This window comes from Dokdonella koreensis DS-123 (genome assembly GCF_001632775.1).
GTDB lineage: Bacteria > Pseudomonadota > Gammaproteobacteria > Xanthomonadales > Rhodanobacteraceae > Dokdonella > Dokdonella koreensis.
Genome location: NZ_CP015249.1, coordinates 1,217,825 through 1,239,260 on the forward strand (window position 1 = coordinate 1,217,825; position 21,436 = coordinate 1,239,260).

A 21,436-nucleotide genomic window follows, 5' to 3' on the forward strand; every position below is an offset into this window, starting at 1 on the left:
GCGAGGACCGCCCCGGTCGATCGGCCGGAGGGCCGGAGCCGCGGGTGGGCGTCAGGCCTTCTTGAGGAACTCGGTCTTCAGCACGAGGCCCTTGATCTTCTCGGCATTGCACTCGATCGCGCCCTCGTCATCGGTCAGGCGGATGTTGCGGATCAGCGTGCCGCGCTTGAGCGTCAGCGAAGTGCCCTTGACCTTGAGGTCCTTGATGACCAGGACCGAATCGCCATCGGCGAGCGCGGTGCCGTTGCTGTCTCTTACGTTCATGTGGGATCCATGCTGGAACGGCGATGCCGGCCTGGCGGGGCCGCAGCCGCGGGGCGGCGAGTATAGCGGTGCGATGCCGGCGCTTCAGCGACGGCTGGACTTGGCCAGCGAGATGATCAGCTCACGCGCCAGCTTGCGCTGCGCGGGCGGCAGCGCCATGAAGGCCTCGACGGCGGCCCGGTCCTGCCGGTCGGCAGTGGACAGCCACGCCGGCAATCCACGCTCGTGGATGCGGGCCCGGCGAGCGGCACGCTCGCCGTAGCGCAGCGCGTGCGGCTCCATGCGCAGCAAGGCCGCCAGCACCTGCAGCTTGTCCTGGGTCGGGATCGACTTGCCGTTCATCCAGCGCGATACCGCCTGGAAGCTCACCGAACGGCCCCAGAAGTTGGCGTTGAACTCGCGTTCGAGCACCGAGGGCCGCTCGACCATGCCGATCGCCCGCATGGCCGCGCGCAGGCGCTGGGAAAACTCGCGCTTCTCGTTGCTCATGGAACCGGAACTTACGTTCTGGCCCTGATCGCCGATGAACTACTGCTTTCACTGGTTATGGAAGTTTTGGTTTCATTATCCGTCCGCGGCGGAACCTAGCTGACCACGCGCAGCGCGATCGCGGCGTGGCGGTCCCGGTAGCGCGCGCGCTCGGAGCGGCAGTAGGCACCCCCCATCGCGAACTTGCGGCAGATCGCCGGCCGCTGCTCGTAGATGCTGCAGCACATGTGCGTGTGGTCGAGCGCGGCGCACCAGCCGTCCTCGCCCCGCGCCATCACCGGCAGGCCCTTGGCGTCCCGGTCGGTCAGGTGGTAGGGAACGCGGTCTTCGGGCAGCAGCACCACGGTCAGCCGGCAGCACACCGCATCGCAGGCCGTGCACGACACGTCCGGATCGATCCGCGAGGTTTCCTGGAGCTTTGGCGCGCAAGTCACGGCGAGGCCTCCGCGAGGGGCAGGCCGGCGCTGCCGCGCCGGTAGTCGAGCACGCGGCCGCGAAACGGCGCGACCTCGCCGGCGGCGAACGCGCTGCGTGTTTCGCTGACGCTGTAGCCGCATTCGGCCAGGCCGCGGCTGAACGCGCCGCTGTTGCCGCGTCCCGGATCGCTGATGAGCACCTGGGCATCCGGATGGGCGTGGCGCTGCATCAGCGCGACGAGCTGGGCGGCATGGCCGCGCTCGTAGAGCACGTCGCTGCCGATGATGAGGTCGAACCGGCCGAGCGTCGCATCGGGCGTCGCCCAGGGCAGGTTGCGGTAGGTGACCGGCGGCAGGCCGTTGAGCCAGGCATTGCGGTCGAGGAAAGAACCGGCCAGCGGGTGATGGTCGCTGGCCACCACCTCGGCACGGCGGCGTTGCAGCACCAGGCTGGAAAGACCCAGGCCGCAGCCGATCTCCAGGATGCGCTTGCCGTCGACGTCGGCGATCGCCATCGCTTCGGCGAGCGCGCGGCCGGCCGGCCAGACCTGGCCGAACAGGCTCCATTGCGCGCTGGAGATCCCGGCCCGCGCGGCGGTTCCGTCCGGATCGGCAAATTGCTGCAGGTCGCTCAGCGCCTCGATACGGTAGTCGTGGCCGCTCAGGCGGACGGTGAGCTGATGCGTGGCATAGCCCGGCATCGATGGGCTCCCGGAAGTCGAAAGGCGTGCCCACGGCTGGGGCGACGCGAGAGAGGGAGCGAAACGGCGACGTGAGGAAACGGCCGATCGAGACGCACGAGAAGGCGTGGGACGCGGCCATCTTACGCTAAGCGGGACAATGGCGCCGGAACGGGCCGGATACGGCCGCGCCGCAGCTGTGGCGCAACCGGCCGGCGGGCCGGCGTATCCAAGGTGCCTTACCCAGGGCTTTTGCCACGGGGCAGTGGCGGAACGCCGGACTATCCTCGGCGTTCCTTCGATTTCAACGGCCGCGTCGGCGGCCGTCTCTTGCAGAGGAGGTACGTCCGCATGACGCTGAGAATTCCCGTTGCGCTGCTGGCCTGGTGCAGCCTGTCCGCCCAGGCGGTGGACCTGGCCCATACGCGCATGCTGGCCGCGCCGGCCGTGCACGGCGATCGCATCGCGTTCGCCTACGACAACGACCTGTGGCTGGCGTCGCGCAGCGGCGGGGCCGCACGGCGGCTGACGCAGGCGGCCGGGCAGGAGTCCGCGCCGCGCTTCTCGCCGGACGGGCAGTGGCTGGCGTTCAGCGCCAACTACGGCGACAACCTCGACGTCTACGTCATGCCGGCCGGCGGCGGCGAGGCCCGGCGCCTGACCTGGCATCCGGGCGCCGACGTCGTGCGCGGCTTCACGCCGGACGGGCAGGTGCTGTTCCAGTCCGAGGAAGGGCATTTCACCCGGCGCCTGAGCTACCTCTACACGGTGCCGGTCAGCGGCGGCGTGCCCAAGCGCCTGCCGGTGCCGTCGGGCTTCAAGGCGGCGCTCTCACCGGACGGCAAGACGCTGGCCTACACGCCCAACCATGAAGCCTTCGGGCAGTGGAAGAACTACCGCGGCGGCACGCAGAGCCGCATCTGGCTGATGAACCTCGCCGACTACGCGGTGCAGGAGGTGGCCAAGCCGCCCGGTGGCAGCAACGATACCGACCCGATGTGGATCGGCTCCACGCTGTACTTCAGCTCCGATCGCGACGGCGAGTTCAACCTCTATCGCTACGACGGTGCCAGCCGCCAGGCGACGGCGCTGACCACGCTGCGCGACTTCCCGGTGACCTCGCCCAGCGCCGATGCGTCGGGCGTCATCGTCTTCGAGCACGGCGGCTACCTGCACCAGCTCGATACCGCCAGCGGCGCGGTGACGCCGATACGGCTGTCGGTGGTGTCGGACCTGGTCGAGACGCGGCCGCGCCAGGCCAGCGACGCCAAGTGGGTGCGCGAGGCGGCCGGCGCGCCGGACCTCAAGCGCATCGCGTTCAACTACCGCGGCGAGATCGTCACGGTGCCCGCGGAGAAGGGCGATCCGCGCCAGATCACCCGCTCGACCGGCGCCAACGACCATTCCCCGGCCTGGTCGCGCGACGGCAAGCGCATCGCCTGGTTCTCCGATGCCGGCGGCGAGTACGCGCTCTACGTCGGCAACCAGGACGGCAGCGGCGACCCGCGCCGCTATGCACTCGACGGCGCCGGCTACTACGACACGCCGGTGTTCGCACCGGACGGCAAGCGGATCGCCTACCAGGACAACAGCCAGTCGCTGTGGGTGATCGACCTGGCGAGCGGACGCACGACCAAGGTCGCGGCCGAGCCGATCTACTCGCCGCTGGACCTGATGAGCGCCGACTGGTCGCCCGATTCGCGCTGGCTGGCCTATACCGTGCAGAACGCCGGCCTGATCCAGACCGTCTACGCCTGGTCGGTCGACAGCGGAAAGTCGCTGCGGCTCACCGATGGCCTGACCGAGATGGTGCAGCCGGTGTTCGATCCGAACGGCGAGTTCCTCTACGTGCTCGCCTCGACCGACGCCGGCCCGCTCAAGGACTGGTTCTCGCAGATCAGCATCGACAACTCGATGCGCCACGGCCTGTATGCGATCACGCTGCGCCGCGACGGCCCGAACCCGGTTCCGCCGCAGAGCGACGAGGTCGCCTTGGGCGGCGAGGCCGCCTCGGGCAAGGCCGGATCGGAAGAAAAGAAGGATTCGAAGGACGCATCCGCCGGCAAGAAGACACCGGTCGTGCGCATCGACGCCGACGGCATCGAGGACCGCATCGTGGCCTTGCCGGTCGGCGCGGCGACGCGGTCCGCGCTGCGCGTCGGTGCCAGCGGCGAGGTGTTCTTCCTGGAGACCGTCGGTCGCACCTCGTTCGAGGCGTTCGGCGGTCCGGGCGAGCTCAAGCGGTTCTCGCTGGAATCGCGCGAGACCAAGACGCTGGCGAAGAACGTCTCCGGATACATGCTGTCGGCCGACGGCAAGCGCATCGCCTGGCAGGTGGGCAAGGACTGGTTCGCCGGCGAGGTCAAGGACGAGCTGCCCGAGGGCAAGGGCAAGCTGGCGCTGGACAAGGTCTCGGTGGACGTCGATCCGCGCGCGGAATGGGCGCAGATCCTCGAAGACGCCTGGCGCATCAACCGCGACTACTTCTACGCGACCAACTACCACGGCGCCGACTGGAACGCGATGCGCGAGAAGTACCGCGCCTTCCTGCCGCACCTGGCCACGCGGGCCGACCTGGACCGCGTGATCCGGATGATGCTGAGCGAGCTGGCGGTCGGCCACAGCTACCTGTCGCCGGGCGACTACCCGCTGGCGCCGAAGAAGATACCGGTCGGCCTGCTCGGTGCGGACTACACGATTGACGCCGGCCGCTACCGCTTCGCGAAGGTGCTCGGCGGACTGAACTGGGATCCGGAACTGCGCTCGCCGCTGCGCACACCGGGCGTCGAGGTCAAGGCCGGCGAGTACCTGCTGGCCGTGGACGGCGTGCCGCTGCACGCACCGGCCAGCGTCTACGCGCCGTTCGAGAACCGCGTCGACCGCCAGGTGCGCCTGACCGTGGGCCCGAATGCGGACGGCAAGGGTGCGCGCGAGGTCGTGGTGGTGCCGGTCGGCGACGAGCGCGGCCTGCGCTACCTGGACTGGGTCGAGGCCAACCAGCGCTACGTCACCGAGAAGAGCGGCGGGCGCCTGGCCTACGTGCACGTGCCCGATACCGCCGACAGCGGCCACGCCAGTTTCAAGCGCTGGTTCTATCCGCAATCGGACCGTGCCGGCATCATCGTCGACGAGCGCTTCAACGGCGGCGGCCTGATCGCCGACTACTACATCGACATCCTGCGCCGCCAGCCGATCGCGCACTGGACGCTGCGCTACGGTGACGAGCTGGTCAGCCCGCGCGGCGCGATCTTCGGCCCCAAGGTCATGATCACCGACGAGACCGCCGGCTCCGGCGGCGACCTGCTGCCGTGGATGTTCAAGCGGTTCCAGCTGGGACCGGTGGTCGGCAAGCGCACCTGGGGCGGCCTGGTCGGCATCCTCGGCTTCCCGTCGCTGATGGACGGCGGCAACGTCACCGCGCCGAATCTCGCGATCTGGACCGAGGACGGCTACGCGGTGGAGAACGTCGGCGTGGCACCGGACATCGAGGTCGAGCAATGGCCGGTCGAGGTCAACGCCGGCCGCGATCCGCAGCTGGACCGCGCGATCGCCGTCGCGCTCGCCGCGCTGGAGAAGCAGCCGCCGGCCAAGCCGCAGCGGCCGCCGTTCCCGGTGCGCGCACGCTGACGCACACGGGTACACACGACGGCCTGCGCGAAGCGGGCAGGCCGTCGTTCCCCACGCCTCGTGACGGTGCGCCGGCCGCCGGTTCAGCGGCACGGACTATCATGCGCCCGTGGACGAGCTGATCTTCGACAACACATTCCTGCGCGCGCTTCCTGGCGATCCGCTGGCCGATGCCGTGCCGCGCGAGGTGCGCGGCGCGCTCCACACCACGGTGATGCCGACGCCGGTGGCGGCGCCGCGGCTGCTGGCCTGGTCGCGGGAGATGGCCGGAGAGCTGGGCTTTTCCGAGCAGGACGTGCAGGCGCCGGCCTTTGCCGCGGTGTTCGCCGGCAACGCGCTGCTGCCGGGCATGCAGCCGTACGCGACCAACTACGGCGGCCACCAGTTCGGCCACTGGGCCGGCCAGCTCGGCGACGGCCGGGCGATCGCGCTCGGCGAGGCCATTGGCCGCAGCGGCCACCGCTGGGAACTCCAGCTCAAGGGGGCCGGCCGCACGCCGTATTCGCGCAGCGCCGACGGCCGCGCCGTGCTGCGCTCGTCGGTGCGCGAGTTCCTGTGCAGCGAGGCGATGCATCACCTCGGCGTGCCGACCACGCGCGCGCTGTGCCTGGTCGCCACCGGTGAAGCCGTCCTGCGCGACATGTTCTATGACGGCCACCCGCAGCTCGAGCCAGGCGCCATCGTCTGCCGCGCGGCACCGTCGTTCATCCGCTTCGGGCATTTCGAGTTGCCGGCGGCACGCGGCGAGCAGGCGCTGCTCGAACAACTGGTCGATTTCACGATCACCCGCCACTTCCCGCACCTGACCGGTGACGTCGCGGCGCGGCGCGCCGACTGGTTCGGCGAGGTCTGCGAGCGCACGGCGCGGCTGATGGCCGAATGGATGCGCGTGGGCTTCGTCCACGGCGTCATGAACACCGACAACCTGTCGATCCTGGGCCTGACGATCGACTACGGGCCCTACGGCTGGATCGAGGACTTCGATCCGGACTGGACGCCCAACACCACCGACCGCCGGCAGCGCCGCTACCGGTTCGGCCAGCAGCCGGCGGTCGCGTACTGGAACCTCGGCCGCCTGGCCCAGGCGCTGTCGCCGCTGTTCGCGTCGGCCGAGCCGTTGCAGGCCGGCCTGCAACGCTATGTCGACGCCTACGTGGCGGCGGAACGGGCCGTGATCGCCGGCAAGCTCGGCTTGGCCGACTGGCGCGACGGCGACGATGCGCTGATGGCGGCGTGGCAGGACCGCATGCGCGACGCCGGCATCGACATGACGCTGGGGTTCCGCGCGCTCGCGGCGATCGATCCGCGCGCGCCGTCGCTGGCGCCGCTGGCGGACGCGTTCTACGACGAGGCCCGGCGCGAGCGCGAGACGCCGGCGCTGCTCGACTGGCTGGCGCGCTACGCCGCGCGCCTGGCCGGCGACCCGCTGCCGCAGGCCGAGCGCAGCGCGCGCATGCGGGCCGTCAATCCGCGCTACGTGCTGCGCAACTACCTGGCCCAGCAGGCGATCGAGCGGGCCGAGCAGGGCGACGCGGCCGGCATCGGCGAGCTGCTGGATCTGCTGCGCCACCCGTACGAGGACCAGCCCGGGCGCGAGGCGTTCGCCGCGCGCCGGCCGGACTGGGCGCGCGATCGTCCCGGCTGCTCGATGCTCTCGTGCAGTTCCTGAGCCCGGCCATGCCGGCATTCTTTAGAATGCCGGCATGGCCCTGATCACCCTCAACGATGTCGACTACAGCGTCGGCGGTCCGCTCCTGCTCGAAAAGGCAGGCCTTTCGATCGAGCCCGGCGAGCGCATCGCGCTGATCGGCCGCAACGGCGCCGGCAAGTCCACCCTGCTGCGCCTGCTGGCCGGCGAGCTCACCCCCGACGACGGCGACATCCGCCGCCAGGACGGCCTGCGCGTCGCGCGGCTGGAGCAGGAGGTGCCGGGCGCGACCGCCGGCAGCATCTTCGACGTGGTCGCCGGCGGCCTCGGCGATCTCGGCACGCTGCTGGCCGAGTTCCATCGGCTCACGCACGCAGCCGAAGTCGATGCGGCGGCGCTGGGCACGCTGCAGAGCCGGATCGAGGCCGTCCACGGCTGGAGCGCCGAGAGCCGGGTGGAGGAGGTGCTGAGCCGGCTCGGCCTCGACGGCGATGCCGCGTTCGGGCGGTTGTCCGGCGGCATGAAGCGCCGCGTCCTGCTCGGCCGCGCCCTGGTCGCCGAGCCGGACCTGCTGCTGCTGGACGAGCCGACCAACCACCTGGACATCGAGGCGATCGACTGGCTGGAAGGTTTCCTCGGCACCTGGTCCGGCAGTGTCGTGTTCGTCACGCACGACCGCCGCTTCCTGCGGGCGCTGGCGACGCGGATCGTCGAGATCGACCGCGGCCGCATCAGCAGCTGGCCCGGCGATTGGGACAACTACCTGCGGCGGCGCGACGAGCGCCTGCATGCCGAGGCCCAGGAGAACGCGCGCTTCGACAAGCTGCTGGCGCAGGAAGAGGTCTGGATCCGCCAGGGCATCAAGGCGCGCCGCACGCGCGACGAGGGGCGCGTACGGCGGCTGGAGTCGATGCGCCGCGAGCGTGCCGACCGGCGCGAGCAGGCCGGGCGCGTCCGCATGGAAGCCGGGGCGGCGGAGAGTTCCGGCCGCAAGGTGATCCAGGCGCGGGCGCTGTCGTTCGCGCACGGCGAGCGCGACCTGATCGGCGACTTCTCGACGACGATCCTGCGCGGCGACCGGGTGGGCCTGATCGGCCCCAACGGCAGCGGCAAGACCACGCTGTTGAAGCTGCTGCTCGGCGAACTGACACCGCGCGCCGGCGAGGTGGTCCCCGGCAGCAACCTGCAGGTGGCCTACTTCGACCAGTACCGCGCCACGCTGCGCGAGGACTGGAACGCGCTCGACAACGTCGCCGAAGGGCGCGAGTTCATCGAGGTCGGCGGCCGGCGCGTGCACGTCCTGGGCTACCTGCAGGACTTCCTGTTCACGCCCGAGCGCGCCCGGGCGCCGATCACCCGGCTGTCCGGCGGCGAGCGCAACCGCCTGCTGCTGGCGCGGCTTTTCGCACAGCCGTCGAACCTGCTGGTGATGGACGAACCGACCAACGACCTCGACGTCGAAACGCTCGAACTGCTGGAGGACCTGCTGGCGGACTATGCCGGCACGCTGCTGCTGGTCAGTCACGATCGCGATTTCCTCGACCGCGTCGTGACCTCGACCCTGGTCATGGAGGGCGACGGCCGTGTCGGGGAGTACGTCGGCGGCTACAGCGATTGGCTGCGCCAGCGGCCGGCCGCCCGCCCGGCTGCCGCATCGCACCCGGCCGCCGTGCCCGTTGCTCCATCACGGCCCGCGCCGGCACGGCGCAAGCCCAGCTACAAGGAACAGCGCGAGCTGGAGCAGTTGCCGGTCCGCATCGAGCAGCTGGAAGCGACGCTCGCCGAACTGGCCGCGACGCTCGCCGAGCCCGCCTTCTACCAGCGTGCCGCCGACGCCGTCGCCGCGCACCATGCGCGGTTGGCCGCCACCCAGGCGGACCTCGACGCCGCCTATGCGCGCTGGGCGGAACTGGAAGGCTGACCCGCTCGCGCGGTCGTCCGGGCGGTCGACGGACGCCACGCCGAGGCGGGCTTTTGCCGGGCCTCGATCGTTGCTTGTGAAACTATCGACGAGGCCATAGCAGGCTTCCGGCGACGGGTTCGTGCGCCTCGTACCAAAACGCTTGCCGGGGCTCGGCGGCAGTCCTATAGTCCATGAACGTTTTTGTAATGGAGACGTTTCAGAACAGTTACGTGCAGGCGAAATTTTCGATTCGTTTGTGAAAGCGCACGCCCGGGAAGGGCTGATTCACGAAGTCATGCGGGCCTTCTTCCCCCGTGTGTGATCATCGAAACCGACTAGGGGTAAAACATGAAGCGATTGAGTCTGGCAGTCCTTGCCTGCCTCGCGACCGGCTTTGCCGGTGCCGCGGGAGTGCAGCAAGCACGGTGGGCCACGGCGTTGCCGTTTGCCGTTGCGGGCACAACGACGCCGGCCGGGGCATTCCCGGCGCCGTATTGTGCCGAGAACTTCTCCAATAACGTCGAGCCGATCAGCCGCGTGGTCTTCGCCGGCATCGACAACACCTCGCCGACCACGGTCGGTTCGCCGGCCACCCAGCCGGCCCATCAGAACTTCACCGCCATCACCGGCACGGTCGCCATCGACGGCGTCTACCCGATCGCGGTCGAAGGCAACACCGACGGCGACTTCACGACCGCCATCATCGCCTACATCGACTGGAACCAGAACGGGACCTTCGAGACCGACGAGCGCTACCAGGTCGGTACGCTGTTCGATACCACCGGTGCCGACGGCGTCCAGGCGACCTCGTCGATCACGGTCCCCGCGACCGCGCTCACCGGCAGCACGCGCATGCGCGTCTCCAAGAAGTTCACCAGCGCGACGCCGCCAGCCTTCCCGGTGCCGTGCAACACGGCCGGCTACGGCCAGGCCGAGGACTACACGCTCACGGTCACCGGCGGTGGTGGCGGTGGCCAGGCCTGGGACTTCGACGACGTGACCGCGCCGGCGCTGCCGGCCGACTGGACCGCGACGGTTGACGCCGCCGGCGGCACCTGGGCCACGCAGACGACGACGGTCGACACCGCGCCGAATGCGGCCTATGTCGCCGAGGTCGGCTCGATCGGCAGCTCCTACCTCAACAGCCCGTCGGTCGACGTACCGGCCGCTGGCGCCCAGCTCAGCTTCCGTCACCGCTTCAATCTCGAAGCCGGCTTCGACGGTGCGGTGCTCGAGATCGCCATCGACGGCGGCGCCTTCGCCGACATCATCACCGCCGGCGGCAGCTTCGTCGAAGGTGGCTACAACGGCACCATCAGCAGCGCCTGGCAGAGCCCGATCCCCGGCCGTGCGGCCTGGACCGGCTCGCAGGCGGCCTTCGCGACGACCACGGTCGACCTGCCGCCCTCGGCCAACGGCCAATCGGTCGTGCTGCGCTGGCGTGTCGCCAACGACGTCTCCGATACGGCCACCGCGCCGAACGGCTGGTGGGTCGACACGATCACGCTCGACGAAGCGGCCGGTCCGACCGATCCGATCGCCGAAGTGACGCCGGCTTCGCTGTCGTTCTCGCTGGCGGCCGATGCCACCGGTACCAGCCCGCTGACGATCGCCAATATCGGCGCCGGCACGCTGACCTTTGCGATCACCGAGGCGACGCCGGCGGCGGACGCATCGCGCGGCTATTCGGAAGCCTTCTCGTCGAAGGCGGCCTACCAGGCCTCGCTCGAGCTGGGCGACGTGTCGCTGGGCCAATCCCAGGCCATGAGCCAGGTTCCGACGAAGGCCTTCGGCGGCCAGGTTGGTCCGCTGGCCGGTCGTGAGATCCCGCTGCGCTCGATCGAGACGCCGTTCGGTACGGCCGTCGACATCTCGCAGACCGCGTCCAATGCGCCGACTGCAGGCACGGGCGTGGGCTGCGGTGCAAATGGCCCGCCGGCCAGCACGGCCGTCAACAGCTGGTGGCGCCGGTTCTACTTCAACGAGCACAGCATCAGCGGCAGCGTGCAGATCAACAGCGTCACGGTGGCCTCCGAAAGCGGGCCGTCGATACCGGTGACCGTCAACGTCTACACGATCCCGAGCAGTGTCGCGGTCGACACGATCCCGACCGCCCAGCTGACCCTGATCGGTACTGGTACCGGCACCGTCGGTGGTGCGCTGACCACCACCACCGTACCGATCACCGGTGCCGTGGTCGACGACACGGCCGGCAAGAACCTGGTGGTGGAGTACCACGTCGAGCCGTCCACGGCCGGCCGTCTCTTCCCGGGTGCCAACAGCTCGGCCGAGACCCATCCGACCTTCATGTCGTCGGTGACCTGTGGCCTCGCCAACCCGACCAACGTCGCCAACGTCGGTGCCGGCTTCCCGAACTTCCACCTGGTGATGGTCGTCAATGTCAGCCCGGCCGGTCCGCCGACCGGTTGCGCGGCACCGTCCGACGTGCCGTGGCTGAGCGTCACGCCGGCCAGCGGCTCGGTCAATGCCGGCAGCTCGGCCGACGTCACGGTCGGTGCCGATGCCACCGGTCTGACCGCGGGCGAGTCATACGAGGCGACGCTGTGCGTGGCGACCAACGACGCGGCCAACCCGCTGATCCAGGTGCCGGTCAGTCTGAACGTCACCGCCGGGTGCCCGAGCGATCGCATCTACGCCAACGGCTTCGACGACCTGTCCGACGGCAGCTGCGGCAGCAGCGGTCCGACCGTCTACACCGATCGGGCGGCCTTCGTGGCGGCGATCGGCGCGGGCTTCTACGAGGAACCGTTCACGGGTGTGCCGACGGGTGCCGTCAACGCCCCGTTGCCGTTCACGGGCGGCGGCTTCTCGTACTCGATCTTCACGCAGACGGGTGCGGCCTCCGGCCTGTGGCCGGATCCGGGCATCATCTCCACCGCCGATGCGTCGGACCAGATCGTCATCACGTTCACCACGCCGGTGAACGCGGTCGGCGGCAACTTCTGGGCGACCAACATCTCGGTCCAGCCGACCGGCACGCCGGTGGTGATCACGCTCAGCGACGGCACGGTCGAGACCGTCACCGTCTCGGCGGCGAACACCTTCCGCGGCTTCACGACCAGCGCGCCGATCACCAGCCTGACGATCGACGCGCCGGAAGCGGTGCCCGGTGCCTCGCCGTTCTTCTGGTCCACGCTGGACAACCTGATCGTCGGCAGCGCCAACTGATCGGGATCTGACGAAGCTTCGTCGAGAGGCCTCCCTTCGGGGAGGCCTCTTTTTTTGTTCCGGCTCCGGCTCCGGCTCCGGCTTTGGCTCCGGCTCCGGCTTTGGCTTTTTTTTGCCCTAAAGCAAGCCGAGCATCGCAGGACGGCGAGGCCGCAGAGGCGCCCCGTGTCTGAGCGAAGCGAGTTGGGGCGCCGTCCCTCGTCGCCCGAGAGGCGCAGGGGACGCCGGGCGAAGGGGTTTTGGTTCCTTTTGGCCCGTCAAAAAATGTCCGGGAGACATTTTTGACATCGCGTCAGCGATGGCCCGCACGGGTGGCGGCCAGGGATGGACCGCCACAAAAGGGACTCGGCCGCGTAGCGGACGAAAGCTCTTGATCTTGCTTCTGCTCCTGCTTTGCTCCGTGCCGGCAATCCTCAAAAGCCACGGCGAAAGATCAAAGCAAGAGCTTCCGCACGCTGCGCGCGCGGGTCACTTTTGCGGCCCGCCATCCATGGCGGCCGCCCTTCGGGCCGTCGCTGCGCGACGTCAAGAATGTCTCCAGGAAATTCTTTGTCTTGGCAAAAGTAACCAAAACCGTGGTCGCCGGCGCGAGCCGGCACGGCTGCGCCGCGCCGGTCCCCTGCGCTTCTCGGTCGGCCAGGCACGCTGCCCCAACGCGCTTCGCTCAGACACGGGGCAGCTCTTCGGCCTGGCCGACCTGCGATGCTCGGCTCGCTTTAGGCGCCAACAGCAACAGCAACAGCAACAGCAACAGCAACAGCAACAGCGAGAGCCACAGCGAGAGCCACAGCCACAGCCACAGCCACAGCCACAGCCACAGCGACGGAAGCGGCAGCTGATTGATTCCCCTGAATGGGGAAGAAAGCTACAGTGCGGCCCCGCGACAGGCAGGCGGCGCGCCGCCGGGCTATCATCGGCGCGGTCCCCGGCACTGAGTGGAGAACACCGATGACCGCCTTCGCGATCGAGCACGACGAGACCGGCCGACGTTTTCACGTCGTCGTCGAAGGCAGTCTCTGCCTCCTCGAATACACCTTGGCCGGAACGGTCATGACGATCACCCATACCGGGGTGCCCGACGCGGTCGGCGGCCGCGGCATCGCCGCCGCGTTGATGCGGCAGGCGCTGGACACCGCGCGTGGCCGTGGCTGGCGCGTGGTGCCGGCATGCAGCTACGCGCGCGTGTTCGTCGAACGCTACCCGGAGTACGCCGACCTGCTGGCCTGAGATGAGGCCGCGCCGGGCCATGCCGCCTCCACGCAGCCGTCGGCGAACCGGCCGGGCGCACTTGGCCCACGGCGGGCCGAGCGTTTCGTGAACGTCTTCCACTGCGACCATTGCGGGCATCTGGTGTTCTTCGAGAACACCCAGTGCGTGAGCTGCGGCCATCGGCTGGCCTGGCTGCCCGACGCCGGCGTCATGGCGGCGCTGGCGCCTGGTGACGACGGGACCTGGACGCGGTCGGTGCCGGAGGCGCAGGGGCATCGCTACCGGTTGTGTGCGAACGACGTCGAGCATGCCATCTGCAACTGGGCGGTGCGTGCGGACGAGCCGCAGGCGCTGTGCCGGTCGTGCCGGCTGACCCACGTGATTCCCGACCTCGGCGTGCCGGGCAACCATCGCGCGTGGCAGGTACTGGAGGCGGCCAAGCGGCGCCTGCTGCAGACGCTGCTCGCGCTGCACTGCCCGGTCGACAGCAAGGAAGACGATCCGCGGGACGGGCTGGCCTTCGAGTTCCTGGCCGACCCGCCGAATCCGGACGCCGGCCCGATGCTGACCGGGCACGCCGACGGCGTGATCACCGTCAACATCGCCGAAGCCGACGACGTCGAGCGCGAGCGCCGCCGCAAGCAGCTGCACGAACCGTATCGCACGGTGCTCGGCCATTTTCGCCACGAGATCGGCCACTACTACTGGGACCGGCTGCTGCGCGACAGCCCGCGGCTGGCGGCGTTCAGGGAGTGCTTCGGCGACGAGCGCGCCGACTATGCGCAGGCGCTGGACCGGTACTACGAAGCCGGTCCCGCCGCCGACTGGCAGGCTGCCTACGTCAGTGCCTATGCCAGCGCGCACCCGTGGGAGGACTGGGCCGAGACCTGGGCGCATTACCTGCACATGGCCGATGCGCTGGAAACCGTCGCCGCCTGCGGCTTGGCGCTGGTGCCGCAGCGCGGCGACGAACCGGCCCTGGACGCGACGCGGCTGGCGGGGGCGCTGGCCGGTGGATCGTTCGACGGCCTGGTCGAGAGCTGGTTCCCGCTGACCTATCTGCTCAACAACCTCAACCGCGGCCTCGGCCTGGCCGATGCCTATCCGTTCGTGCTGTCCTCGCCGGTGATCGAGAAGCTGCGCTTCGTCCACGAGACGATCGCCGCGCTGCGGCCGCCGCCGGCGGGCTGACCCGGTTCACGGCGGCGCATCACGGCCGCGGGGCGTCGGTGCGCAGTACCGGATAGAGCCGGTAGCGCTCGTCCCAGGAGGCGTGCCGCCGGTAGAAGAATTCCAGCCGCGCGGCCGGGTCGCGCGCGAAGTCCGGATCCTGCGCCAGCTTTTGCGCGAACGCCGCGGCGACCGCCGGGTCGGCCATCATCTCGCGCCCGACCTGTTCGGCGACGTACGCCTCCATGTACTCCTTGCGCTCGAAGGCGCGGTTGAACCAGCCCCAGGCGAGGAACGCGTCGGGCGCCTGGGGTTCGAGCAAGGCCATCACCAGGCGTGCCTTCGCCTGCGCGATCGGCACGAACAGCGTGCCGGCTTCCAGATCGCGCGGTTCGGCGCGCCAGCGGCCTTCGACTGTCAGGCGCTGGCGCCCCTCGACCGGCTGCGGTGCGAAGTCGGCGCGCTCGGCGCGAAACGCCTCGACGGCGGCCTGCCGGTGCGGCGCATCGAGTTCGCGATAGGCGATGCCGTGCAGGTCGAGCTTGGCGCGCAGCCAGCCGGCCTCGGCTGGCGGGACCAGATAGCCGCCGCGCGGCGCCGTCACGCGCAGGCGCGGCTGCACGTCGTCGCGCAGCGGAACCGTCCAGACCTCGGGCCGCCGCTCGTCGTAGCGCGTCACCAGCGCGCCGGACAGCGCCGAGGGCGTGCGCGTGTAGGCATAGCCGCGGAACGCGATCGGCCGGCTGCGTTCGCCGGCCTGGTAGTCGAGTGCGACGGGCGTACCGCCGAGCGTGGCGGCCGCGGTATCGGCCGCTTCGGCCGCCGCCAGCCAGCGCGCGCCGTCGCGCGCGGTGCGTTCCAGCACCGCGACGATCGTATTGCGGGTGCTGCGCACGCGTTCGGGATAGGTCTTCCACGAATGCGTCTCGACCAGGATGCCGATGCGGTTGCGCAACGGCGGATAGCCGTGCGAGAAGCGCGGCGGCGGAACGCCGTCGGCGAAGCCCGAGGCCGGATCGTCTTCGATCACGAACGAGGGATAGAACGCCAGCGGCAGCGAGCCCTGTTCGCGCAGGCGATCGAGGACGGCGGCCTGCAGGTCGCGCCCGATCCGCTGCAGCGCCTCGTCGCCCGAATGCAGCGGCTCGATCTGGACCGAGATGTCGTGCTCGAACTGCGCGCCGTTGGTCGCATGCAGGTCCATCGAGAGCAGCGGATCCCATTCGCCGGTCAGGCGCAGCAGCGCCTGCATCTCCGGTGCCTCCGCCTTGGCGTAGTCGCGGTTGAGGTTGAGGTTCTGGGCGGTGGTGCGCCAACCCATGGCCTCGGGGCCACGCTGGTTGGGCCGGTTCCAGCGGCCGAAGCGCTCGTGGCCGTCGACGTTGAACACCGGCACGAAGACCAGCACCAGCCGTTCGAGCGCGCCCGGTGCGGCGGTCCCGTCGAGCGCCTCGCGCAGGGCCAGGAAGCCGGCATCCTTGCCGTCGATCTCGCCGGCATGGATGCCGCCCTGCACCAGCAGCACCGGCAGGCGCCGCGCGTGTGCCGCCGGCGCGTCGAGCGCGCCGCTGCGCGAGGCGATCAGTGCCTGCATCGGCCGTCCTTCCGGCGTGCGGCCGAACGTGATGCAGCGGACCGCTTCCGGATAGCGGGTGGCGAAGGCGGTGCAGAGCGCGATCGTTTCCGCGTAGCGGCCGGTGCGCACGAAGCCCGACTGCTCGGCCTCGGTACGCAATGCGTCGACCGGGCCGGCAGCGAGGGACGTCGAGGCGACCGCGGCGGCGGCGCCCAGGACCAGCCGGGCGATCATCGTGCAGCCCAGTGCACCTGGCCGTCGACGATGGTGCGGGTGTGGCCGCCGACCCAGACCGCGCCGGCGTCGATCCGCACCAGGATGCGCGCGTCGTGTCCCATCTCGCGGCCCTGGCTGACGCGGTAGCCGGTGGCGAGTGCACCGTGGGGCTCGCGCTCGGCGATGTAGGCGGCGATCAGGCCGTTGGCGGCACCGGAGGCCGGATCCTCGACGATGCCGACACCGGCCGGGAATGCGCGCACCACCAGGTCGTGCCCGGTATCGGCGCTGCGCGCGAAGATGCACAGGCCGAGGCTGTCGCTGCGCCGGGCGAGGTCGCCGATGGCGGCATGGTCCGGCTGCCAGTCGCGTACCTGGCGTTCGCTGCCGAACTCGGCCACCCACCAGCGCCGGCCGCCTTCGACGAAGGCCGGCGGCAGCGTGCCGTCGGCGCGGCCGTCGAGCAGGGCGGCCAGCCGCGGATCGGCGTCGATGCCCTCGCGCAGGATGCGGGCGGCCGGCGCGCGCACCAGCAGGTCGCGCGCCTCCGCCCGGCCCTCGACACGGATCGGCAGCAGGCCCGCCTCGCATTCCTGGACCAGCATGCCGTCCACCGCATGTGCCAGGCCCGTGTCGAGCGCCGCATGGGCGCTGCCGATCGTCGGGTGGCCGGCGAACGGGATCTCGCGCTGCGGCGTGAAGATGCGGACGCGATAGGCGGCCGACGGCTGGCGCGGCGTGAGCAGGAAGGTGGTCTCGACCAGGCCGGTCCAGCGGGCGAATGCCTGCATCCGGTCGCTGTCCCAGTGGTCGGCGTCGACGACGACCCCGAGCGGATTGCCGCCGCCGAGGCGGGCCGGAAAGACATCGAGCTGCAGGTAGCGGGTGACGTACATGGCGGACATCATCAGGGATCGGGCCGGGCGGCGTCATCCTCGCCGCTGCCGAGGGCGGCGGCATAGAGCGCGATCAGCCACCAGAAGAGCAGCCCCCACCAGGCCGAGTAGAACGCCAGGTGGCTGTTCAATGGAAAGACCATCGCCAGCAGCGCCAGGCCAGGCGCGAGCGCGCGATGGCGCGCCGGCGGCGCGGCACGGTGCCAGGCGCGCAGCGCGACGAAGCTGCCGGCCAGCCACAGCAGCAGGCCGGTCGCGCCGGTCTCGCTGAGCAGTTCGAGCACGATCTGGTGGGCATGCGCGGCGCCGGTCCCGGTTTCGCGATCGACGAAGCGGTCGTCGCCGGCGGCATAGTGCGGATAGGCATGGCGGAAGCCGCGTACGCCGACGCCGGTCCACGGATGGTCGGCGCTCATCGCCAGCGCCGTGCGCCAGATCGCCAGCCGGCCGGCGGACGCCTCGTCGATCGCGTGCGCGGTGCCTTCCAGTGCGCGCAGGCTGCGGTCGGCACGCGCGTCGAAGCGGTCCGAGACCTGCCAGAGCACCAGCACGGCGCCCGCGACCAGCGCGACGGCAGCGGCGCCCAGCGCCAGGAACGCGGGCCAGCGCCGCGTCTCGCGCCAGGCGAGCGCGCCGCAGACCACCGCGTAGGCGATCCAGGCCGAGCGCGAGCCGGCCATGAGTACCGGCACCAGCACCAGTGTCATCGCGACGGCGAGGCCGCCGCGGCCGAACCGGTCCCGCGCCGCCAGCAGCACGAACGGCGAGAGCGTGGCCAGCACCGGGCCGAACTTGACGTTGTCTGCACCGAAGATGCCGGTGATGCGCTCGGCCTCGGCCATGCCGGCGACGCCGTGGCCGGTCAGGATCTGCACCCAGGCGTCGATCAGCCACAGCAGCACGATCGCGGCGGTGGCCAGGCCGGTGGCGCGCAGGTCGCCGGGCCGCCGCAGCGCCCAGACCGTGAATGCCGCGAACGGGCCGAAGCGCAGCACGCTGGCGATGGTCGACCAGGTCTTGTCCGGCTGCACCGCGGCCGCCGCCGAGAGCAGGGCCGCCAGCCCGTAGGCGGCGAACAGCGCCAGTGCCAGCGGCAGGCCGGGCTGGTGCAGCGGCAGCCGCCCGCGGGCGGCCAGGAGCAGCGCCGTCGCCGCGCCGATCGCCAGCGGCAGTTCCGCGAGGCGGCCGACCGGCAGCAGCACCAGCACCGCGATCACGCACAGCGCGGCCCAGGGAAAGCGGCCGCCGGCTTGCGCGCCGGTCACGACGTCGCGGCCAGGTCGCGATAGAGCGCGAGCGTGTCGCGCTGCATGTCCGCCAGCCGGTGGCTGGCCAGCGGCGCGATCGCCGGCGCCAGGCGCAGCAGCTCGGCGGCGTGCTCGGCCAGGCGCGCCGGGTCACCCGGCGTGGCGCGGCCGGCCGGGTACAGTTCCGACAGCAGTTCGCCGACGCCGCCGTGCGCGTAGCCGAGCACCGGCCGGCACAGGGCCAGGGCCTCGACCACGGTCCGCCCGAACGACTCGGGCGGGTTGCTGAGCTGGAGGATCAGGGCCGAGATCGCGAGCACGTCGCGCACGTCCGAGCGCGGCGGCGTGATCGCCAGCCGGTCGGCGACGCCGAGCGAAGCGGCCAGCGCTTCCAGCTCGGCGATGTAGGCCTCGCGGCCGGCCTCGCGCGCGCCCAGCAGCAGCAGGCGCGCCGCGACGCCGCGCTCGCCGAGGTCCGCCAGCAGGCGGATCGCATCGGCGTGTCCCTTGAGCCGCGTCCCGCGGCCCGGCAGGGTCAGCAGCGGCGCGCCGCGCAGCTGCGGGAACTGGTCGAAGAAGGCCGCCCGCCAGCCGTCGTCGGGCTGGTAGCCGAACGGGAACTCGGCCGGGTCGACGCCGCGCGGGATCACCACCAGGCGCGCCGGGTCGGTGCCGGGATAGTGGTGCAGGGCGTAGTCGCGCACGCTGTTGGACACGCAGATGACGCGCTCGCCGCGCGTCATGATCGCGCTGTAGCGTCCCGGCGAGTTGAGGCCGTGCATGGTCGTGACGAAATGCGGCCGTGGCCGCAGCGGCCGCAGCGCCAGCCAGCCGATCCAGGCCGGCAGCCGCGAGCGTGCATGCACGATGTCCGGGCGCAGCTCGACGAACAGGCGCCGCAGGTGGCGGATCAGGCCCAGCGTGCGCAACGACTTGCGGCCGATCGGCAGCTCGACGTGCTCGCTGCCTTCCTCGACCAGTTGCGCGACCAGGCGGCCGCCGGCCGACACCACGATCGAGCGGTGGCCCTCGGCGATCAGGGCGCGGGCGATCTCCAGCGTGGAACGCTCCGCACCGCCGGATTCGAGCGCCGGAACCAGCTGGATGACAGTGAGGCGGGGCCCGGACAAACGGCCCTCACGCGACCAGGACGTACTCGGCGCCGCAGTACGGGCACTTGGCGTGCCCCTCGGCCTCGATCGGCAGGTAGACCTTCGGGTGCGAGTTCCAGAGCGACATGCCCGGCATCGGGCAGCTCAGGGGCAGGTCGGCCCGGCGGACCTCGTAGCGGTTCTCGGCATTGGCCGGGATGCGGTGTTCCGCGGCGGGGTTCGGAAGCGGCATGGGCGGACTCGGCTGTGTAGCGTCCGGCCATTCTATCGCAGCGCGAATGCCAAAGCGTTCACGTTTGCGGCGTGACCTGCCGCCGGGAGCGGCCGTCGATCCGTCGTCATGCCGGCGGCGGCGGACTGGCCTAGAATGCACCTCGCGCCGCCTGACGGCCGCCGTCCACCACGGCGCGGAGCGCGGCTCACCGCCTACATCCACTGCGAGGGGAAAGGTATGGATTTCACGAAACTGATCGAGCGGGTCAAGAACATCCTGCTCACGCCGAAGACCGAATGGCCGGTCATCGGTGCGGAGACCACCACGGTCGCCGACCTGTACAAGAACTACATCCTGATCCTGGCCGCGCTGCCGGCGATCTTCGGCTTCATCCAGGGCAGCCTGATCGGCACGACGATCCCGTTCGTCAACATCTCGCTGAAGGTGCCGGTCGGCATCGGCATCGCCCAGATGCTGCTGACCTACGGCCTCTCGCTCGGCCTGATGTACGTGCTGGCGCTGATCGTCGACGCGCTGGCGCCGAGCTTCGGCGGCGAGAAGTCGCTGGTGCAGGCGCTCAAGACGCTCGCCTACGCCTGGACGCCGGCCTGGATCGTGTCGGTGCTGGGGATCGTGCCGGCCATCGGCATGCTGGCCGCCCTGGCCGCCCTGGTCTACAGCATCTACCTGCTGTACCTGGGCCTGCCGCACACGATGAAGATCCCGAAGGAACGTTCCGGCGGCTATACGGCGGTGACGATCATCATCGGCATCGTGCTTTCGATCGTGGTCGGCTGGGTGGCGGCGATGTTCTCCGGCGTCAGCGCCTACAGCGCGCGCGCGCTGCAGGGCCAGATCGGCGCCATCGGCATTCCGGCCGAGGCCGGCAAGGACACCTCGCTGGCGAAGGTCGAGGCCTGGGGCGAGAAGATGGAAGCGGCCGGCAAGAAGGTGGAGGCGGCGCAGAAATCCGGCGACGGTCAGGTGCAGGCCGAAGCCGTCGGCCAGCTGATCGGCGCGGCGCTCGGCGGCGGCGACCAGGTCGAGGCGCTGGCGCCCGACGCGCTCAAGCCGTTCCTTCCCGAGTCGCTCGCCGGCTGGAAGCGCACCGCGTTTTCGGCCGAGCAGAACGGCGCGATGGGCATGCAGATGTCGGTGGCCACGGCCACCTATGCGGGCGAGGACGGCAAGGCCCTGCACCTGGAGATCACCGACGTCGGCAGCGCCAAGGGCCTGCTCGGCCTCGCCGGCATGGCCAACGTGCAGAGCCAGCGCGAGTCCGACGACGGCTACGAGAAGACCTGGAAGGAGAACGGGCGCCTGGTCAACGAGAAGTGGGACGGCCCTTCACGCCGCGGCGAGTACAGCATCATCCTCGGCGACCGCTTCACGGTCGAGCTCTCGGGGACGGTCGACAACATCGACCAGCTCAAGTCGGCCCTTGCCGGCCTCGACCTGGCGGGCCTCGAAGCGCTGAAGAACCAGGGCGTCAAGCGCGGCTGAGCACGCTCCTGATACAGACGGACCGGGGGAAAGACAAAAAAAGAGTCCTGCCACGGCGACAGGACTCCGGGGACCGC

15 protein-coding genes and 1 pseudogene are annotated in these 21,436 nt (G+C 70.5%); 7 read left to right on the forward strand and 9 right to left on the reverse strand.

What is annotated here, in order from left to right; translation table 11 throughout:
• Window positions 1-51 precede the first annotated feature (51 nt).
• From I596_RS04765 to I596_RS04780, 4 genes and pseudogenes are all read right to left on the reverse strand, one after another.
• A pseudogene (locus tag I596_RS04765) lies at window positions 52-258 on the reverse strand (alkylphosphonate utilization protein); the annotation flags it as partial.
• A 90-nt stretch (window positions 259-348) separates the two neighbouring features.
• On the reverse strand, window positions 349-753 hold the full coding sequence (locus I596_RS04770) for a helix-turn-helix domain-containing protein (RefSeq protein WP_067644932.1): 405 nt from the start codon (window positions 751-753) through the stop codon (window positions 349-351).
• Window positions 754-848: 95 nt separating this feature from the next.
• Window positions 849-1,187 (reverse strand): YkgJ family cysteine cluster protein, encoded by a 339-nt coding sequence (locus I596_RS04775; protein WP_067644935.1) that lies wholly within the window; start codon window positions 1,185-1,187, stop codon window positions 849-851.
• Window positions 1,184-1,870 carry a class I SAM-dependent methyltransferase gene (locus I596_RS04780; RefSeq protein ID WP_067644938.1) on the reverse strand — a complete coding sequence of 229 codons (687 nt, stop codon included), beginning with the start codon at window positions 1,868-1,870 and terminating at the stop codon, window positions 1,184-1,186. Before I596_RS04780 ends, I596_RS04775 begins: the two co-directional genes overlap by 4 nt.
• Before the next feature lie 330 nt (window positions 1,871-2,200).
• On the opposite strand from I596_RS04780, the gene I596_RS04785 reads away from it, so the two are divergent.
• The 6 genes from I596_RS04785 to I596_RS04810 all read left to right on the forward strand — a co-directional run bounded on the left by I596_RS04785 (window position 2,201) and on the right by I596_RS04810 (window position 14,616).
• Entirely contained in the window at window positions 2,201-5,476 is a 3,276-nt protein-coding gene (locus I596_RS04785; RefSeq protein WP_067644940.1) for a S41 family peptidase, read from the forward strand.
• A 109-nt stretch (window positions 5,477-5,585) separates the two neighbouring features.
• Window positions 5,586-7,145: a protein adenylyltransferase SelO gene (locus tag I596_RS04790; protein ID WP_067644943.1), complete on the forward strand. Its 1,560-nt coding sequence runs from the start codon at window positions 5,586-5,588 to the stop codon at window positions 7,143-7,145.
• Window positions 7,146-7,179: 34 nt separating this feature from the next.
• Window positions 7,180-9,045: an ATP-binding cassette domain-containing protein gene (locus tag I596_RS04795; protein ID WP_067644946.1), complete on the forward strand. Its 1,866-nt coding sequence runs from the start codon at window positions 7,180-7,182 to the stop codon at window positions 9,043-9,045.
• 330 nt (window positions 9,046-9,375) lie between these two features.
• Window positions 9,376-12,216: a GEVED domain-containing protein gene (locus tag I596_RS04800; RefSeq protein WP_150132016.1), complete on the forward strand. Its 2,841-nt coding sequence runs from the start codon at window positions 9,376-9,378 to the stop codon at window positions 12,214-12,216.
• 948 nt (window positions 12,217-13,164) lie between these two features.
• The gene (locus I596_RS04805) at window positions 13,165-13,443 is read left to right on the forward strand and encodes a GNAT family N-acetyltransferase (RefSeq protein WP_067644952.1); all 279 of its coding nucleotides are present in this window, start codon (window positions 13,165-13,167) and stop codon (window positions 13,441-13,443) included.
• Window positions 13,444-13,530: 87 nt separating this feature from the next.
• Entirely contained in the window at window positions 13,531-14,616 is a 1,086-nt protein-coding gene (locus tag I596_RS04810; protein WP_067644955.1) for a zinc-binding metallopeptidase family protein, read from the forward strand.
• Window positions 14,617-14,635: 19 nt separating this feature from the next.
• Here I596_RS04810 and I596_RS04815 read toward each other — a convergent pair whose 3' ends face one another.
• From I596_RS04815 to I596_RS04835, 5 genes are read right to left on the reverse strand one after another with little or no spacing between them, the layout of a single operon-like run.
• The gene (locus I596_RS04815; RefSeq protein WP_067644958.1) at window positions 14,636-16,405 is read right to left on the reverse strand and encodes a M14 family metallopeptidase; all 1,770 of its coding nucleotides are present in this window, start codon (window positions 16,403-16,405) and stop codon (window positions 14,636-14,638) included.
• A complete protein-coding gene (locus tag I596_RS04820; protein ID WP_067651451.1) occupies window positions 16,402-17,283 on the reverse strand; it encodes a PhzF family phenazine biosynthesis protein in 882 nt (293 codons plus the stop codon). Before I596_RS04820 ends, I596_RS04815 begins: the two co-directional genes overlap by 4 nt.
• 11 nt (window positions 17,284-17,294) lie before the next feature.
• Window positions 17,295-18,548 (reverse strand): O-antigen ligase family protein, encoded by a 1,254-nt coding sequence (locus I596_RS04825; protein ID WP_150132017.1) that lies wholly within the window; start codon window positions 18,546-18,548, stop codon window positions 17,295-17,297.
• Window positions 18,545-19,660: a glycosyltransferase gene (locus tag I596_RS04830; RefSeq protein WP_067644961.1), complete on the reverse strand. Its 1,116-nt coding sequence runs from the start codon at window positions 19,658-19,660 to the stop codon at window positions 18,545-18,547. The genes I596_RS04825 and I596_RS04830 overlap by 4 nt, the downstream gene beginning before the upstream one ends.
• A 7-nt stretch (window positions 19,661-19,667) precedes the next feature.
• On the reverse strand, window positions 19,668-19,874 hold the full coding sequence (locus I596_RS04835) for a zinc-finger domain-containing protein (protein ID WP_067644964.1): 207 nt from the start codon (window positions 19,872-19,874) through the stop codon (window positions 19,668-19,670).
• A gap of 219 nt (window positions 19,875-20,093) precedes the next feature.
• Between I596_RS04835 and I596_RS04840 the strand changes: the two genes are divergently transcribed.
• Entirely contained in the window at window positions 20,094-21,359 is a 1,266-nt protein-coding gene (locus I596_RS04840; RefSeq protein ID WP_067644967.1) for a Yip1 family protein, read from the forward strand.
• Window positions 21,360-21,436 lie beyond the last annotated feature (77 nt).

What these genes read in the sequence shown, in the direction of transcription:
- I596_RS04770 (WP_067644932.1), bottom strand. Translation starts at nt 753, where the DNA reads ATGAGCAACGAGAAGCGCGAGTTTTCCCAGCGCCTGCGCGCGGCCATG.
- I596_RS04780 (WP_067644938.1), bottom strand. Translation starts at nt 1,870, where the DNA reads ATGCCGGGCTATGCCACGCATCAGCTCACCGTCCGCCTGAGCGGCCAC.
- I596_RS04785 (WP_067644940.1), top strand. Translation starts at nt 2,201, where the DNA reads ATGACGCTGAGAATTCCCGTTGCGCTGCTGGCCTGGTGCAGCCTGTCC.
- I596_RS04795 (WP_067644946.1), top strand. Translation starts at nt 7,180, where the DNA reads ATGGCCCTGATCACCCTCAACGATGTCGACTACAGCGTCGGCGGTCCG.
- I596_RS04800 (WP_150132016.1), top strand. Translation starts at nt 9,376, where the DNA reads ATGAAGCGATTGAGTCTGGCAGTCCTTGCCTGCCTCGCGACCGGCTTT.
- I596_RS04805 (WP_067644952.1), top strand. Translation starts at nt 13,165, where the DNA reads ATGACCGCCTTCGCGATCGAGCACGACGAGACCGGCCGACGTTTTCAC.
- I596_RS04815 (WP_067644958.1), bottom strand. Translation starts at nt 16,405, where the DNA reads ATGATCGCCCGGCTGGTCCTGGGCGCCGCCGCCGCGGTCGCCTCGACG.
- I596_RS04820 (WP_067651451.1), bottom strand. Translation starts at nt 17,283, where the DNA reads ATGTACGTCACCCGCTACCTGCAGCTCGATGTCTTTCCGGCCCGCCTC.
- I596_RS04835 (WP_067644964.1), bottom strand. Translation starts at nt 19,874, where the DNA reads ATGCCGCTTCCGAACCCCGCCGCGGAACACCGCATCCCGGCCAATGCC.
- I596_RS04840 (WP_067644967.1), top strand. Translation starts at nt 20,094, where the DNA reads ATGGATTTCACGAAACTGATCGAGCGGGTCAAGAACATCCTGCTCACG.